The organism is Bradyrhizobium acaciae (genome assembly GCF_020889785.1).
In the GTDB taxonomy this organism is placed as follows: domain Bacteria; phylum Pseudomonadota; class Alphaproteobacteria; order Rhizobiales; family Xanthobacteraceae; genus Bradyrhizobium; species Bradyrhizobium acaciae.
The window spans coordinates 1-13,631 of the sequence record NZ_JACMYK010000174.1; the positions used below are offsets into that span (position 1 = coordinate 1).

The following is a 13,631-nucleotide window of genomic DNA, read 5'->3' on the forward strand; positions in this document are numbered from 1 at the left end:
CAACGCCGGCGGACGATGCAGCGCCGCCGAAGCGGCGCAACCTGCTGTTCTCATCCTCGCGGAAGGAGCGTGAGCGGAGCCAGACGCGTGCCGCCGAGCCGCTGACGCCGGATCTGTTGTCGCCGGAGCTGCGTCCGGGCCCGGCCGCTTCGGCCGAACCCGCGCCGGCCACGTTCGACGATGCCTGGCCGAAGGCCGACCGGCCGAGGTCGGTCGATGTCGCCCCGCGGCGCACGCCCCGGCCGTCAACCTTCGGCGAGATCCAGTCGCCCGCCGCCTTGCCGTCGTCTGGCCATCCGCCGCCGCCTCAGGAGCAGCCCCCCGTGACCGTGCTCAAATCGGGCGTGGTGGACGGCATGGCCTATTCGCTCTATTCGGATGGATCGATCGAGGCGCAAATGCCCGAAGGCATGATGCGGTTCGCCTCGATCGACGAGCTCCGCTCGCATCTGGAGCAGCGGCCGTAGATCTACCGGAATACTTGCGAGCGTGCGGCCCGAAGTCTAAAACACGGGCGTTCTTGTCAGATTTCCTGTAATCCGATCATATTCGCGAAGTAGTACGCGATTCTATTAATGTATTTTCGCCCTCGGATACTGTCCGAACGGCCCGCAACGCCGCGCCGTCGAGAGCACGGGGAAGGTTGAGCCATGTCCGATACGCCAGGCAAAACGCCGGTCGAGCTGACCGCCAACATCGTTTCGGCCTATCTCAGCAACAATCCGACGCCGGCCTCGGACATTCCGAACCTGATCAGCCAGGTCCACGCCGCCTTGCAGCGTGTGTCGAGCGGGCGCACCGACACGCCGAGCGAGCCGGCCAAGCCAGCGGTGTCGATGAAGAAGTCGATCACGCCCGAATATCTGGTGTGTCTCGAGGACGGCAAGCGCTTCAAGTCGCTGAAGCGCCATCTGCGCACCCAGTACAACATGACGCCGGAGCAGTATCGCGACAAATGGGGGCTGCCGGCCGACTATCCGATGGTGGCGCCGAACTATGCGGTGGCGCGATCGCAGCTCGCCAAGAAGATGGGACTGGGCCAGCAGGCGCGGAAGCGGAAGTAAGAAACTTACGCGGACGCCAGCGCCTCGCGCGCATCGTTGCGGATGCGATCGACCATCGAGCGGAGGCCGTTGGAGCGCTGCGGCGTCAAATGGTCGCGGAAGCCGAATTCGTCGAACAACGCGAGCGCGTCGGTCGCGAGGATGTCCTTCGGCGTGTGCCCCGAAAACAGCGTCAGCACGATCGCGACCAGGCCGCGCACGATATGGGCATCGCTGTCGCCGACATAGATCAGGCGCGGTTCGCCATTGGCATCGCGCTCGACCCGCTTCGACAGCCAGACCTGGCTGACGCAGCCCTGCACCTTGTTCTCGGCCGAGTGCTCGGCCTCCGACAAGGGCTCGAGTGTGCGGCCGAGTTCGATGACGTAGCGGTAGCGGTCATCCCACTCGTCCAGCAGCGCAAAATTGTCCCTGATTTCGTCGATCGTCGTCATCGTGGTCCGCGTCCTGTCCTTAACGGCTTATATAGGAAGGCGGGCCGCGAAAGCGACGAAAATGGAACCGGTTCCCAGTGGTTTTGACGCGTTTTCCTCACGCGAACCGGTATCGGGCTCGCTCGAAAGCGCTCTGGTTTGCGCTCACGGCGTCGGCGGCAGGCGGAATTCGATCGTCTGGTCGTCCGCGGTCAGCGTGTCGCGGGATGCGGCAAGCGCGGAATCGGTATCGTCCTTGCCGATCGAGCCGGTGTGGTCGGGCGGCTTCTTGTCGGTGATGATCTGGTAGATCTTGCGGGCGCCATCGGTGGCGCGCTGGCCGATCGCGGTCGCGGCCTGGCCGCCGACTTCACAGGCGGACGGCTGACGTTTGCAGAATTGACCCATGTCGTTGATCGTCGCGGTCGCGGCCGACACCGCGTCCGATGCGCTGATCTGCGGCGTCTTGTCCGCTTCAGGTGTTTTGTCTCTCGGCAGCAGCACGAGCACCAGCCCGAGCCAGAAAGCCAAACGCAGCAGGAAGAACATGGCGCGATCCCGGTCGTCTATCTTGTCTTTGCTTCTTGCGCGGTCGAGGCCGCTGTTTGCCTCAGAGGTAGCACCGGTCGATAAATCGGAAGTATCTGCATTGAAGTAAATCCGCCGGAAAATCGCGGAAAATTCGCCTGAATTGATTCGCCGTAAATTTTCGATTGATGGCCGCGGATGGTGCCGCATGCAAAGCGTCCACCATTTCGAAACCATAGAACGTCGCATCCGGAAACCAGCCGTTCACCATCCCCGTCAATTGACCGGTGAATAGCAGCATCGAACCCTCACCAATGCACGGTGTTTGGCAGCAGGTCGCCCCGCCTTAGCGTTCGCTTAAGTTCGCTCTGACACGTTGACCTGCAATCACCAAGGAGGCGTTCCGGCGCGTCCAACTGACGATTGAGCCGAAGCGCGAGTGCTGTGAGTAGTTTGAGTCTGATCCGCGATTGCCTGGATGCGCTGCTGCATCCGTCGGCGCAATATGATGCGCTGACGCGTGCGCGGCACCGTGCCTTCATGGCGCCGCGGCTGCTCGGCAGCCTGGCGGCGCTGGCTTCGTTCCCTGCCTTCCTGGCGATGCGCGGCGCGCCGACGGCGATCGAGGTCGCGGCCTTCGCCTGGCTGATCGCGCCGATCCTGCTGTCCTGGTTCCTGTCGCGCACCGGCCGCTATGAAGGCGCGCATGTGCTGTCGTCACTGGCGCTTGCCGGTCTCGTGATGATGATCGCGGCGTCGACCGGTGGTATCGCGTCGTTCGCCGCGGTGTGGCTCGTCGTCATTCCGATCGAGGCGGCGCTGTCGGCCTCGCGCCGCGTGGTGGCCTTTGCGTTTGCGCTGGCGATGATCTGCGCGGCGCTGCTCAGCGTGCTTGGCCATTATCACATATTGCCGGCGGTCGATCCCGCGGTTGCATCGAACAGCACGCTGGCCGGTTTCGGCGTCGTGTCGGCGATCTTCTACGCGGCGGGGCTCGCCTTCGGTGCGGAGTCGCTGGCGCGCACCAGCGTGGCGCTGCTCTTCATCGAGGAGGAGCGCTACCGCCTGCTCGCGCATAACATGAGCGACGTGCTGTCGCGGCACAGCCGCAACGGCGCGGTCCGCTTCATCTCGCCTGCGGTCGAGATCATGCTCGGCGTGCCGGCATCGCGGCTGCTGGCCCACGGCCTGTTCGACCGCGTTCATGTCGCCGATCGCCCGGCCTATCTCACCGCGCTGTCGGACGCGGCGCGCGGCGAGCCTCGCAGCGTCGAGTTCCGCGTGCGTCGCGACGCAGCGCGCGGCGAGACCGCCGAATTCATCTGGGTCGAGATGCGCTGCCGTCCGCTCGACCGGACCGCGGCCGATGCCGAGGTCGTCGCCGTGATCCGCGACGTGACCGATCGCAAGGTGCAGGAGCAGGCGCTCGAGCAGGCGCGCAACGCAGCCGAACAGGCCGACGCGTCGAAGACGCGTTTCCTTGCCACCATGAGCCACGAACTGCGTACCCCGCTCAACGCCATCATCGGCTTCTCCGAGATGATCGCGCAGGAGGACGTGCTCGGGCTCGACGCGGCCCGCCGCAAGGAATACGCCCAGCTCATCAACGACTCCGGCCAGCATCTGCTGTCCGTCGTCAACGGCATCCTCGACATGTCAAAGATGGAGTCCGGCAATTTCGAGATATCGCCGGAGCCGTTTGCGCCGCGGCCGGCGCTGCTCAATTGCTGCAACCTGATGGCGTTGAAGGCACGCGAGAGCGGCGTCGACCTCGTCACCCGCGTGCCCGACGATTTGCCGGTCGTGAACGGCGACCCGCGCGCGTTCAAGCAGATCGTCCTCAATCTCGTTTCCAACGCCATCAAGTTCACCGAGCGCGGCGGCAAGGTCACTGTGTCGGCCGGCGTCGAGGGATCGCGGCTGCTGCTGCGTGTCTCGGACACCGGCGTCGGCATCGCCGCCGACGATCTCAAGCGGATTGGCGATCCGTTCTTCCAGGCCGGCAAGACCTATCAGCGCCGCCACGAAGGCACGGGCCTCGGCCTTTCGATCGTGAAGGGGCTGGTTAGCCTGCATCATGGCGAAATGAACGTGGAGAGCAAGGTGGGCGAGGGCACCATTGTGTCGGTCGCGCTGCCGCTGGCGTTCACCCCGCCGGTCGCCGTTGAACCAGCGAGCAATGTATCGACCCTGAAGCCCGCGCTGCGATCCGGACTACAAGAGCAAACCCATCAGGTGAAGAAGAGTGCCTAGACAGACTTTGGACGACGACGAAACGCCGCGCCGTCGCCGCGGCGCCAAGGCAGTTGCCATCGCGGCCGAGGAAGAGCGCGGCCTCGTGCTGCGTCTGCTGCTGCATAGTCCGAAGGATCTGGTCGCCGGCGTGCTGGCATTGTCTGCCGTCGTTGCGATCCTGATCAATGCGCTGTTCCTGCAGGCCGGCCGGCATCCGTCGCCGATGTTCGGCGGTTCGGTGGTGACGCTGCCGCCGCCTCCAGCTGTCGCGGCCGCCAGCCCGATGCCGCGCCCGCGTCCGGCCGAGGCCGCAGTGCGCTCGGCCGAGCCAGCCGCGATGGAGACGACCAGGACGGTCGATGTGAAGCCGGTTGAGACCAGGCCGGCCGAGACCCGGTCCGTCGAAGCCAAGCCGGAGCCGAAGCCGGTTGAAGCGAAGCCGGTCGATCCGATGGCCAACCTGGTGCTGAAGTCGACCGCCGCCCCGCCGGCCGCTGCCTCATCCCCGGCCGCCGCGCCATCCAGCGTCATTCGTCCGCCGGCGCCGATCCCGACTGCGCATCTGAGCCCGGCAGGCAAGCGCATCGCCGCGGTTCAGCGGACGCTGACGGAGTATGGCTACGGCCAGCTCAAGCCGACCGGCACGATCGGCGCCGATACCCAGCACGCGATCGCGAAGTTCGAGCGCGCGCGCAAGCTGCCGGTGACCGGCCAGATGTCGGATCGCCTGGTGCGTGAACTCGGCACGATGATCGGGCACTCGATCGAGTAGGCCGCGAGCCCATAAATCTGCCGTTCGGAGGGCTTACCGGAGTCCGCTATGCGCGGGTGGCAACCAAAGTTGCAGCGCAGCCAAATGACGCGATGGGCCAATAGCGACGTCGCAGCTTGGCCTGATGTGAAAGAGGCCGCCAACCGAGGCGGCCTCGGTTTGCAGAGTTCCTGATGCTAACTGCGCCTAGCTTGCTCGGCGGCGCGGCGAGCGTCGACCGCGTCGAGGACGGCGAGTTGTGCCTGTTCAACCGAGGCTATGGCGTAATCGATCGCGAAACCGGCGTCTTCTTCCAGAAGCGTTGCGCGCTCCGCGGCGAGGTTGGCCTTGATATCATGCTTTGCCTGGAGCGCGTACGCCTTCAAGGTGTTCACGTCCGCGGTGATTTTTGCTTGCAGCGCTTGCCTGTCTCTGCCGGCAGACTCGCCGACCGACTTGATTTGCTGGCTCACCTTTTCGACTGCCATCTTTGCAGCCGAAAGCGCCTCTGCCTTCCGCGCTTCGATCTTGTCACGCGCTTCCTTTTGTGCGGCAGCAAAGGCAGCTTCGGTATTTTTTGCGTGCACCGACAATTCAGCGAGTTGTTCAGAAAGTGGCTTCATTTGCTCCTCCTTGAGGTAACGCCTCCCGAACCGGCTCGCAAGTAACGCGATCTCGTGCGAGCCATGTTGATCTGAGTCAACTTTTCTTGGGAACGAGCAAGCAGGCAGCCGCGGAGCGATGTCTCAATCGGGTCAAAATGCGAAGAACTCAGGGTGAGAAAAATCTAGTCCGTTATGCCCGAATAAGCGGACCTCCATCAGACAGGCATTACTTCGCTATGGGCCAACAGCCGCGGCGGCGCATGGAAACCTTGTCAGCTACCGGAGCATCTTGTCGTCGGAAAGACGACTTGATGCGATCGCCCCGTCTGTCGCTCCGGTGTCATTGCCGGCGCTGCTCAGTCATTGCATCCCACCAGGCGCAGACCCCTTTGACGGGCGTGTAATTTCCTTCCATGACCTGGACCGGCGCCCGCCTTTGTCGGTTCTGTGAATCGTGTCGCAACTCAACTGGCGGGTCTTCGGCGCCGACGGCCCTGAACAATCCATCATGTCCCCAGAAGCTCGCCAGCGTGTCCACCTCGTGGGGCTGCCAAGTGGCGTCGTCGACCTCGCGTCCACCCCAGCCATATTCGATGAAAAACTCGGATGGCGTGCGCATGTAAAACGACGTCATGAAATCATTGCTGTGGCGGCCAAGCGTGGCGACAATCTTCTCGCGATCCATCAGAGCCAGGTCGTAGCCCTGACCGACGTCGTCGAGCGAATACAGTTCGACCATGAGATGGTTGAGGACATTCACCGGCGCCTGGACGAGGGCAATGCTGTGGTGCCTTGGATTGACGTGGAGAAAATAAGCCTTGACCGGCGCGAGCGAGTAATCGCTGATGCGAAAGCCGAGCAGGTCGCGGTAAAAAGCCAGCGCAGCGTCGATGTCCTGCACCGTGACTAGAACGTGTCCCATCCCGAGCGGACCGGCGCGAAATCCCGAAATCAGGCGGCTGGGACGAAACGGCGTATCGGCAATGGCCGCGCCATGGAACGCCTCCAGACGATTGCCGGACGGATCGCGGAACGAAATCAACCCGGATACAAAACGCTGGTCGGCAAGCGAAGCCGGCTCGCGCCGCACAGCAACGCCGGCCCGCTCCAACCTTGCAGCAAGAGCATCCAGCGCGTCGGCGTTCGCGACCTCCCAGCCGAAATAGTTCGTGCCATCGGGCAATTGGCCGTCGAGCACAAGGCGCTGCGTTCGGTCATCCATGCGGAAGGCTCGCGTGCCGCCGCCGCGGTCGACGGCCTCCATGCCGAGGCCCTTCGTTGCCAATCCGGTCCAGTCGTCCAGCTTCGCCGTTCCGACTCCGAGATATCCGAATGCCTGGATTTCCATGATGCGCCCCTTTTGAAAACCCCTTACGTGGCAACTGCTCCAAGCTCACCGGCAGCCGTCCGCGCGCCGGCACACAGAGTTGTCTGCGCGCGGCGCGAAAGGTTCATTTCGGCTCCGTTCAGCCCGAGAGTCCACAGGGGGTCAAAAGCGGATATCCAGCGCTCCGGCCGACACGTCAGCTAAGGGAGCCAAAACCGGACTCCATCCCCGAGAGAGTGTCGGACGCAGGAGCGGCAGCGAGTATGATCGCTCTCATGGTTCTGCGCACCGCGGAGGAATGAAGAGACCGCCGACTGCGGCGGCCTCCTGCGTGGTGCGCGCCGCCAAAGCGGGCTCAATCCGTGGGCTGCGGGCCGTCGTAGCCTTCGATCACGATGATATCGATGTCCACGGCGCCCGCGCGCAGTGCCCTCGCCTTGGTGTATTCGGGTGAGCGGTAGCAGGCGAGCGCGGTTTCGTAGTCCTTGAACTCGATCACGATGTTGCGGCCGCGCGCCTTGCCCTCCACCGCCTCGAAGGTGCCGCCGCGCACCCGGAATTTCGCGTCGTATTTGCGGAGCACCGCCGCGAGGGCGGGGCCGTAGGCTTTGGTGTATTCGGGTTTGATCACATCGATGCGCCCGATCCAATACCCCTTCGGCATGTTGTCCTCCTCATCTTTGCATTCTCACATCAAAAGGGGGCCACTGGGGGTTAAATTGCTCTGCGGTGCCGATGGTTCCGTCGGGTTGCAAGTCCGCTATGCCGCCGAAAGCGGAAGTAAGTTCAGAGCATCGGAGGCACGGCAACGCACCCGTCGGCGCATGACATCTGTGACGATTGGACGAGGCCGTGCTGCTGGCCTATAGGTCGGCGCATGCGATTGAAAACCAGCATATGGGTCGCCGCGTATCTGCGCCGCTGCCAGACCGAGGGCGTGTTCGGCGCAGTCCGCAAGAAGGGCGCCGAAGAGGCCGGCGCCGTGTTCGTCAAGGTGGCGCTGATGGACGGCAATGCGATGCTGTATGCGCCGGCGCCGCAGACGGTCTATGACGACAGCCGCCCGGTCGAGCGGCTGTTCGTGCCGACGGCGCCGCAGCCGGTGTCCGAGCCGTCGGTCGAGGAGCGGTTGACCAAGGAGCTCCGCTTCGATCCCGACGCCTGGATCGTCGAGACCGAGGACCGCGCCGGGCGGCACTTCCTCGATCTGGCGAAGGGCTAGGGCGCAACCTCGGCTGCTCGGGAAGCGGGCGCATCTGATGTCCGCTTGCTCCGCAACGGCGGAGCAAATTCCGACATCCAACGACTTCGCGCCCGGCCCTGATCCGGACACGACCGCCGGGCCCCTCGGGGCCGCGCGACGCGGCCAAACGATGCTGCGGTCGATCGGACTGGTGCGCCGATGCACAGCCGTTGTCGAACGAAACGTAGTCCCGTTCGGCAGTCCGCGACCCTAGTTACCCGGCCAAGGGCGAGCCGGTGAGCGCATCCGCGCACTCTGCTCGCCTGTCTCTCGCGCCCCGGAAACATCCCATGTCCAGTCCTGACGTCCTGTTCAGACCCTACCGCCTGAATGCTCTCAACCTGCCGAACCGTGTCGTGATGGCTCCGATGACGCGATCGATGTCTCCGGGTGGCGTACCCACCGCCGATGTCGCCAGCTATTATCGCCGCCGCGCAGAGAACGGCGTCGGTCTCATCATCACGGAGGGAACAGGGGTCGGTCGTCCGGCCGCACTCAACGAGCCCAATATGCCCCACTTCCACGGTGAGGCGGCGCTCGCCGGCTGGAAGCAAGTGGTGGACGAGGTTCACGCAGCAGGTGGGCGCATCGTGCCGCAGCTCGTTCATGTGGGACATAAGCGCTCGAATGCGGCGCCGGACTGGACACCCCCGGCGCCCTATGAAAGTCCCTCGGGGCTGTCAGTGACAGGCGAGCGCGCCAATCAACCGATGAGCGAGGCCGACGTGGCCGACATCATCGACGCGTTCGCGAAAGCTGCGATGGATGCCGAGCGGCTCGGCTTCGACGGCATCGAGCTGATGGGGGCGCACGGCTACCTCATCAATCAGTTCTTCTACGACCATCTCAACTTGCGCGACGACGAATACGGTGGCTCGACGCTCGTCGAGCGTTCTCGCTTCGTGGTCGAGATTCTGAACGCAATCCGGTCGGTGGTGAGCTCGGGCTTCCCGGTGATTCTCCGCCTCTCACAATGGAAGCCGAAAGACTTCAATGCACGGCTGGCCGCGACGCCGAAGGCACTGGAACAGTGGCTTTCCGTCCTTGTCGACGCTGGAGCGGATGCCTTCCACCTCTCGCAGCCGACGTTCTGGCAGCCCGCTTTCCCCGAGATCGATCGGGAGCTGAACCTTGCCGGCTGGGCGAAGAAGCTCACGGGGGTCACCGCGATAACGGTGGGCGCCGTCGGCCTGTCTGGTGATGTCTACGCATCCCTTGCGGGCGAGAGCGCCCAATCCATGCCGCTGGATGGGCTGCTCACGCGGCTGGAACGCGGCGAGTTCGACCTGGTCGCGGTCGGACGCGCGTTGCTGCAGGATGCAGGCTGGCTTGAGAAAGTACGGCAAGGTCGCGAGATCGCCGCGTTCACGCCGGCTGCGTTCGCCACCCTCAGCTAATCTAAAGCGCGATGGGCGCGCCTTAGCTACCGGATTTCTGGTTGCGGATGGCGGGCGCGTTGCCGGGCTGCACCGCGGAGCGCGTCTGCGACGTCGTTGCGCGGACGCGATGGCGCTCGTCGTCATAGAGCGACGAGCGATACTTGTTGCGCGCCACCGCCATGGTCGAGCCGCGCCATGCCGCCAGCATCACCAGCGCCGAGCGCTCGCTCAGGCGATCGTAGAGCCGCGACAGCCGGTAGACATAGTTGACCGACGAGCCGGCTTCGGGATTGAGGAACATGAGGATGCGCTGGAACGCGGCGCTCGACACGTCAAGCGCCCGCATCGCGCAGGCGAGCGGCTCGCCGCCGGGATCGTTGACGACCTCGGCCGCGATCCGCGACGGCAGGATCAATGCCTCGCCGAGTTCGAGCGTGAAGTTATCGAGGTCCTCGGCAAATGCCGCCATCTCCAGGATATGGATCGCGCGCGCGGCGCGGGCAGCCGGAATCCGCGCGGCGGCCTTCAGCGGCGTCTCCTGCAGATTGTGCAGGATCTGCGCGCGTTCCTTGGCGCTGGCGGCAAAGAACATGTCGGAGATTTCGGCGGCATCGTTCGGCCGCATCGCAAGGCTCGCTGCCATCCGCAGCTCGGCTTCGGTCGGGATCTTGGCCGGCAGCGCGGCGGGGGTGGGGGCGGGAATTGGAGTGGCCGCCGGCATCGGCTGGTCCGGACCGCCGCGCCGCAACCCGAGCTTGTCCATGATCCTGGCGGGCGTTGCCGGATAGATCGCAAGCCGTGCGCGGACCGCGGCGCGGGTGGCGTCGTCGACCTCGTCGATCAGGCGCGACGTCAGCTCGACGAACTGGCGCTCCTCATCGGCGGAGTGCGCGCTCGCTTGCACATAGAGGTCGGTCAGGACGCGCAGCAAAGTGGGGCGGATATCGACGCCCTCGCGACGGGAGAGCGTCATCAGCCCATCGAAACCAGGAAATAGCGGAGCTGCGCTCATCTCGGGCGTACGCGACTTGCCAGTAAGATTCGGTTTGAAAACCTTGTGGCAGCGAGCCTACGCAGGCTGTTTTAAGACGCAGTTAAGGAAAACAACCCGTGAAGGCAAACCTTCGGATTTGCCCGTGTCCATTAAGGCACAACGCCATATCCGTAACCGTCCGTATCGACAGTTTAACATGTCATTAACCATGCCCGTTCTTAACTCGGCGTGCGCGGGGCAAATCATGTCCGTGCGGGGCCAGAGAGAACGGAACATGGGCACCATCGTTGAGTTTCCGGCGGATGCGGCTGCAAGGCGGCCGAGCGTTGTCGGTGCTGCCGGCGAAGGCGTGGGGACCGTGCTGATCCTTCCCGTCGTCCGGATCGAGCGAACGACGGAAGAGACCGGCGGTGGTCGCGGACCGGAGCAGGGCACTGCGCAGGGCCGCCGTCGCCGACGCCGCTCCTGATCGCGGACCTCATGCAATGCCGCAGTTTGCGCAGCGGACCGCCGCTCGGCGGTCACTCCCGGCGCTGATCCTGCTCTTGGCGGGCTCGGCGCTCGCGGGCTGCAGCGGCGGCGATTTCGGCCGCACCCGTGCCGATTTCCGCAACGACGACATGCATCGCTGGCTCGGCGCCGAGGCGACCGGCAGCATCGGCAAGAACGCTTCGCAATTCCAGCTCACCGAACACGAGCGCCAGCTGCGCGATCTCGCCTATCAGTTCATCGAGCCGCCGCTGTCGCGGCCGGCGTGGAAGAGCGTGTTCGGCGACTACCAGCCGCTGCCCGCGCCATGGCGGCAGAACGTCGTGTTCGATCGCACGATGTATGGCCGCAATCTGATCGACGAGCCGCATCGCTCGTTCGCCTCGCGCTATTCGCTGTTGATCGACGAGGTTCGCGACGACATCACCCGTTTCGAACCGTTCTTCGCCACGGCGGCCCAGGTGATCGAGCTCGACCGCAAGCGCAGTGCCAGCCTCAAGATGATCGCCGACGTGTCGCCGAAGGAGCGGGCCGATGCAGTCGCGCGGATGGAAGAGAACACGCTGATCGTGCAGTGGGTGCAGCAGAGCCTGGAGCGGCGGATCTCGTCCTATCGCTGGGCGCTGGAGCGGCTGGTGATCCAGGCCCCCGACGGCATGGCCGCCGACGCCGAACGCCAGATCAACGAGCTCGCGCGGCTCACCGCCGGCGTGCCGCTCATCTCCGCGCCGGTCACGGGCCATGCCGTGGTGACAAAGGGCTAAGCCCGCTTCGCCTTCCTGGCTTTGATCCGACGCGGCGGCCGTTTGGTTGCCGCGGCAGGCTCGCGATGAACGCCTTCAGCGGATCCGACGGCGGCCGCGACGAGGGATAGGCGAGGCCGACCTGGCGCGTCACGTCGACATCGATCATACGCATTGCGACATCAGGATTGCCGCGCGCAACGCCTTCGGGGACGATTGCAACGCCAACTCCGGCTGCAACCAGCGCCATTGCCCATTCCTCCGATTCCGCGATCGCCACCGGCTTGCGCGGCGGTGAGGCGCGCTTGAAGAATTCCTGCTGCTCGCAATGGCAGCGATCGATCATCGGAACGCCTGCGAAGTCGGTGGTCCGCAGCGTCTCCTTCAGGGTGAGGGGATGCGACGGCGGCAGCGCCGCGACGTAGCGTTCGCTCCAGAGCGGGATGAAGTGCTCGCCGGCGCTGATCATGGTCTTGGCGACGATCCGCGCGTCGGCCTTGTCGTTGGCGCCGACCAGCCGGAGCGCGAGGTCGGCGTTGCCCGTCAGCGGCTTCAACAGGGTGATGGTCCGGGCCTGGTCGAGCGTCCGCAACAGGCCGAGCGTCAGCGCTTGCTTCGTCGCCGGCTTGCGAAACAGGTTTCGCGCCGCGTCGGCCTCGTCGATGATCCTGCGGGCGATGCCGTGAAACAGCGCCGCGGATTCCGTTGGCGCCATGCCCTTCTTGTGCCGGATGAACAGCGTGGTGCCGAGTTCGGCCTCGAGATTGGTGATCGCCGCCGAGATCGATGGCTGCGAGATGAAGCAGCGCTTCGCCGCGGCAGTCAGGTTGCGCTCCCGGTAGACCGCGGCAAAGTAGCGAAGTTCGCGGATATCCATAGGTCAATCCTATCGTATCGATAGAAAGACAATATTTTACCTATGAATGGGCGGGTGGCAAGTCTGCGCTGGTTACAGCGGAGGAATTGTCATGCGCATCCACCATCTCAACACCGGCACCATGTGCCCGATCGGCAAGCGGCTCGTGAACGGCAGCGGCAGCATCTTCCAGCGCGCGCGGATGGTCTGTCACTGCCTGCTGGTCGAGAGCAATGACGGGCTTGTGCTGGTCGATACCGGTATCGGGCTCGACGACATCGGCGACCCGCCGCGGCTCGGGCGCAAATGGGTGCGGCAGACGACGCCGCGGCTCGATCCGGCCGAGACCGCGGTGCGCCAGGTGCAGGCGCTCGGCTTCTCGCCCGATGATGTGCGCCATCTGCTGCTGACCCATCTCGATCGCGACCATGCCGGTGGCGTGCCTGATTTTCCGAAGGCCAAGGTGCATGTTCATCGAAGGGAATACGACATGGCGGTGACGAACCAGGTTGCGCCGCCGCAGGGGCGCTACATCACGGCGCAGTGGAAGCACGGGCCGGACTGGGCGTTCTATGGCGCCGGCGGCGAGGACTGGTTCGGCTTCAAGGGCGTGCGCGCGCTCGGCGATCGCGAGCCTGATATCCTGATGATCCCGCTGCCGGGCCACACCCTCGGCCATTGCGGGATCGCGGTGCGCGACAACGGCAAATGGCTGCTGCACGCCGGCGATGCCTATTTCCACCACGCGCAGCTCGAGGCCCGGCCGCGGATCCCGCTGGTGCTCGGCATGTTCCAGCGCCGGGCGGATATGGATCGCGCGACGCGAATCCAGAACCAGGAACGGCTGCGCCAATTGAAGGCGACGCATGGCGCTGATGTTACGATCGTCAACAGCCACGATCCCGTCGACTACGACACCTGCCGCTGCGGCCGGCACGCATTCGCTGCGAGCTAGCGCTTGCGCGCCGCCGGCGGCGGAGCCGGCGCGGGCAGGGGGCGGCGGG

Annotated in this window: 15 protein-coding genes and 1 pseudogene; 9 read left to right on the forward strand and 7 right to left on the reverse strand. The window is 64.8% G+C overall.

What is annotated here, in order from left to right; all coding sequences use genetic code 11:
* Positions 1–467, forward strand: a pseudogene (locus H8A92_RS35940) (DUF308 domain-containing protein); the annotation flags it as partial.
* Between the two features lie 183 nt (positions 468–650).
* Positions 651–1,064, forward strand: coding sequence for a Ros/MucR family transcriptional regulator (locus H8A92_RS35945; protein ID WP_229200046.1), 414 nt, complete (start codon positions 651–653; stop codon positions 1,062–1,064).
* Between the two features lie 5 nt (positions 1,065–1,069).
* Here H8A92_RS35945 and H8A92_RS35950 read toward each other — a convergent pair whose 3' ends face one another.
* Both H8A92_RS35950 and H8A92_RS35955 read right to left on the reverse strand, forming a co-directional pair.
* Entirely contained in the window at positions 1,070–1,498 is a 429-nt protein-coding gene (locus H8A92_RS35950; protein WP_229200047.1) for a SufE family protein, read from the reverse strand.
* A gap of 144 nt (positions 1,499–1,642) precedes the next feature.
* On the reverse strand, positions 1,643–2,026 hold the full coding sequence (locus H8A92_RS35955; RefSeq protein ID WP_163157402.1) for a DUF5330 domain-containing protein: 384 nt from the start codon (positions 2,024–2,026) through the stop codon (positions 1,643–1,645).
* Positions 2,027–2,449: 423 nt separating this feature from the next.
* On the opposite strand from H8A92_RS35955, the gene H8A92_RS35960 reads away from it, so the two are divergent.
* Positions 2,450–4,258: a sensor histidine kinase gene (locus H8A92_RS35960; protein WP_229200048.1), complete on the forward strand. Its 1,809-nt coding sequence runs from the start codon at positions 2,450–2,452 to the stop codon at positions 4,256–4,258.
* A complete protein-coding gene (locus tag H8A92_RS35965; RefSeq protein ID WP_229200049.1) occupies positions 4,251–5,012 on the forward strand; it encodes a peptidoglycan-binding domain-containing protein in 762 nt (253 codons plus the stop codon). The genes H8A92_RS35960 and H8A92_RS35965 overlap by 8 nt, the downstream gene beginning before the upstream one ends.
* A gap of 176 nt (positions 5,013–5,188) precedes the next feature.
* Here H8A92_RS35965 and H8A92_RS35970 read toward each other — a convergent pair whose 3' ends face one another.
* From H8A92_RS35970 to H8A92_RS35980, 3 genes are all read right to left on the reverse strand, one after another.
* On the reverse strand, positions 5,189–5,614 hold the full coding sequence (locus H8A92_RS35970; RefSeq protein WP_229200050.1) for a hypothetical protein: 426 nt from the start codon (positions 5,612–5,614) through the stop codon (positions 5,189–5,191).
* A 322-nt stretch (positions 5,615–5,936) separates the two neighbouring features.
* The gene (locus H8A92_RS35975) at positions 5,937–6,944 is read right to left on the reverse strand and encodes a VOC family protein (protein ID WP_229200051.1); all 1,008 of its coding nucleotides are present in this window, start codon (positions 6,942–6,944) and stop codon (positions 5,937–5,939) included.
* 334 nt (positions 6,945–7,278) lie between these two features.
* Positions 7,279–7,587: a DUF1330 domain-containing protein gene (locus H8A92_RS35980; protein ID WP_229200052.1), complete on the reverse strand. Its 309-nt coding sequence runs from the start codon at positions 7,585–7,587 to the stop codon at positions 7,279–7,281.
* Positions 7,588–7,800: 213 nt separating this feature from the next.
* Here H8A92_RS35980 and H8A92_RS35985 point away from each other — a divergent pair, with 213 nt between their 5' ends.
* Together H8A92_RS35985 and H8A92_RS35990 are read left to right on the forward strand one after the other, a co-directional pair.
* Complete coding sequence (locus tag H8A92_RS35985; RefSeq protein ID WP_016841837.1) at positions 7,801–8,145, forward strand: DUF1491 family protein; 345 nt, start codon at positions 7,801–7,803, stop codon at positions 8,143–8,145.
* A gap of 311 nt (positions 8,146–8,456) precedes the next feature.
* On the forward strand, positions 8,457–9,563 hold the full coding sequence (locus H8A92_RS35990) for an NADH:flavin oxidoreductase (protein ID WP_229200053.1): 1,107 nt from the start codon (positions 8,457–8,459) through the stop codon (positions 9,561–9,563).
* A gap of 22 nt (positions 9,564–9,585) precedes the next feature.
* On the opposite strand, the gene H8A92_RS35995 is transcribed toward H8A92_RS35990, so the two are convergent.
* Entirely contained in the window at positions 9,586–10,518 is a 933-nt protein-coding gene (locus H8A92_RS35995; RefSeq protein ID WP_229200054.1) for a DUF2336 domain-containing protein, read from the reverse strand.
* A gap of 295 nt (positions 10,519–10,813) precedes the next feature.
* On the opposite strand from H8A92_RS35995, the gene H8A92_RS36000 reads away from it, so the two are divergent.
* Both H8A92_RS36000 and H8A92_RS36005 read left to right on the forward strand, forming a co-directional pair.
* Positions 10,814–11,008 carry a hypothetical protein gene (locus H8A92_RS36000; protein WP_163156621.1) on the forward strand — a complete coding sequence of 65 codons (195 nt, stop codon included), beginning with the start codon at positions 10,814–10,816 and terminating at the stop codon, positions 11,006–11,008.
* 16 nt (positions 11,009–11,024) lie between these two features.
* A complete protein-coding gene (locus H8A92_RS36005; RefSeq protein ID WP_229200055.1) occupies positions 11,025–11,792 on the forward strand; it encodes a hypothetical protein in 768 nt (255 codons plus the stop codon).
* On the opposite strand, the gene H8A92_RS36010 is transcribed toward H8A92_RS36005, so the two are convergent.
* Positions 11,761–12,648 carry a LysR family transcriptional regulator gene (locus H8A92_RS36010; protein ID WP_229200056.1) on the reverse strand — a complete coding sequence of 296 codons (888 nt, stop codon included), beginning with the start codon at positions 12,646–12,648 and terminating at the stop codon, positions 11,761–11,763. The two genes, H8A92_RS36005 and H8A92_RS36010, sit on opposite strands and share 32 nt — an antisense overlap.
* A 91-nt stretch (positions 12,649–12,739) precedes the next feature.
* On the opposite strand from H8A92_RS36010, the gene H8A92_RS36015 reads away from it, so the two are divergent.
* The gene (locus H8A92_RS36015) at positions 12,740–13,582 is read left to right on the forward strand and encodes an MBL fold metallo-hydrolase (RefSeq protein WP_229200057.1); all 843 of its coding nucleotides are present in this window, start codon (positions 12,740–12,742) and stop codon (positions 13,580–13,582) included.
* The last annotated feature ends 49 nt before the right edge of the window (positions 13,583–13,631 follow it).

What these genes read in the sequence shown, in the direction of transcription:
- H8A92_RS35945 (WP_229200046.1), top strand. Translation starts at nt 651, where the DNA reads ATGTCCGATACGCCAGGCAAAACGCCGGTCGAGCTGACCGCCAACATC.
- H8A92_RS35950 (WP_229200047.1), bottom strand. Translation starts at nt 1,498, where the DNA reads ATGACGACGATCGACGAAATCAGGGACAATTTTGCGCTGCTGGACGAG.
- H8A92_RS35955 (WP_163157402.1), bottom strand. Translation starts at nt 2,026, where the DNA reads ATGTTCTTCCTGCTGCGTTTGGCTTTCTGGCTCGGGCTGGTGCTCGTG.
- H8A92_RS35970 (WP_229200050.1), bottom strand. Translation starts at nt 5,614, where the DNA reads ATGAAGCCACTTTCTGAACAACTCGCTGAATTGTCGGTGCACGCAAAA.
- H8A92_RS35975 (WP_229200051.1), bottom strand. Translation starts at nt 6,944, where the DNA reads ATGGAAATCCAGGCATTCGGATATCTCGGAGTCGGAACGGCGAAGCTG.
- H8A92_RS35980 (WP_229200052.1), bottom strand. Translation starts at nt 7,587, where the DNA reads ATGCCGAAGGGGTATTGGATCGGGCGCATCGATGTGATCAAACCCGAA.
- H8A92_RS35985 (WP_016841837.1), top strand. Translation starts at nt 7,801, where the DNA reads ATGCGATTGAAAACCAGCATATGGGTCGCCGCGTATCTGCGCCGCTGC.
- H8A92_RS35990 (WP_229200053.1), top strand. Translation starts at nt 8,457, where the DNA reads ATGTCCAGTCCTGACGTCCTGTTCAGACCCTACCGCCTGAATGCTCTC.
- H8A92_RS35995 (WP_229200054.1), bottom strand. Translation starts at nt 10,518, where the DNA reads ATGACGCTCTCCCGTCGCGAGGGCGTCGATATCCGCCCCACTTTGCTG.
- H8A92_RS36000 (WP_163156621.1), top strand. Translation starts at nt 10,814, where the DNA reads ATGGGCACCATCGTTGAGTTTCCGGCGGATGCGGCTGCAAGGCGGCCG.
- H8A92_RS36005 (WP_229200055.1), top strand. Translation starts at nt 11,025, where the DNA reads ATGCCGCAGTTTGCGCAGCGGACCGCCGCTCGGCGGTCACTCCCGGCG.
- H8A92_RS36010 (WP_229200056.1), bottom strand. Translation starts at nt 12,648, where the DNA reads ATGGATATCCGCGAACTTCGCTACTTTGCCGCGGTCTACCGGGAGCGC.
- H8A92_RS36015 (WP_229200057.1), top strand. Translation starts at nt 12,740, where the DNA reads ATGCGCATCCACCATCTCAACACCGGCACCATGTGCCCGATCGGCAAG.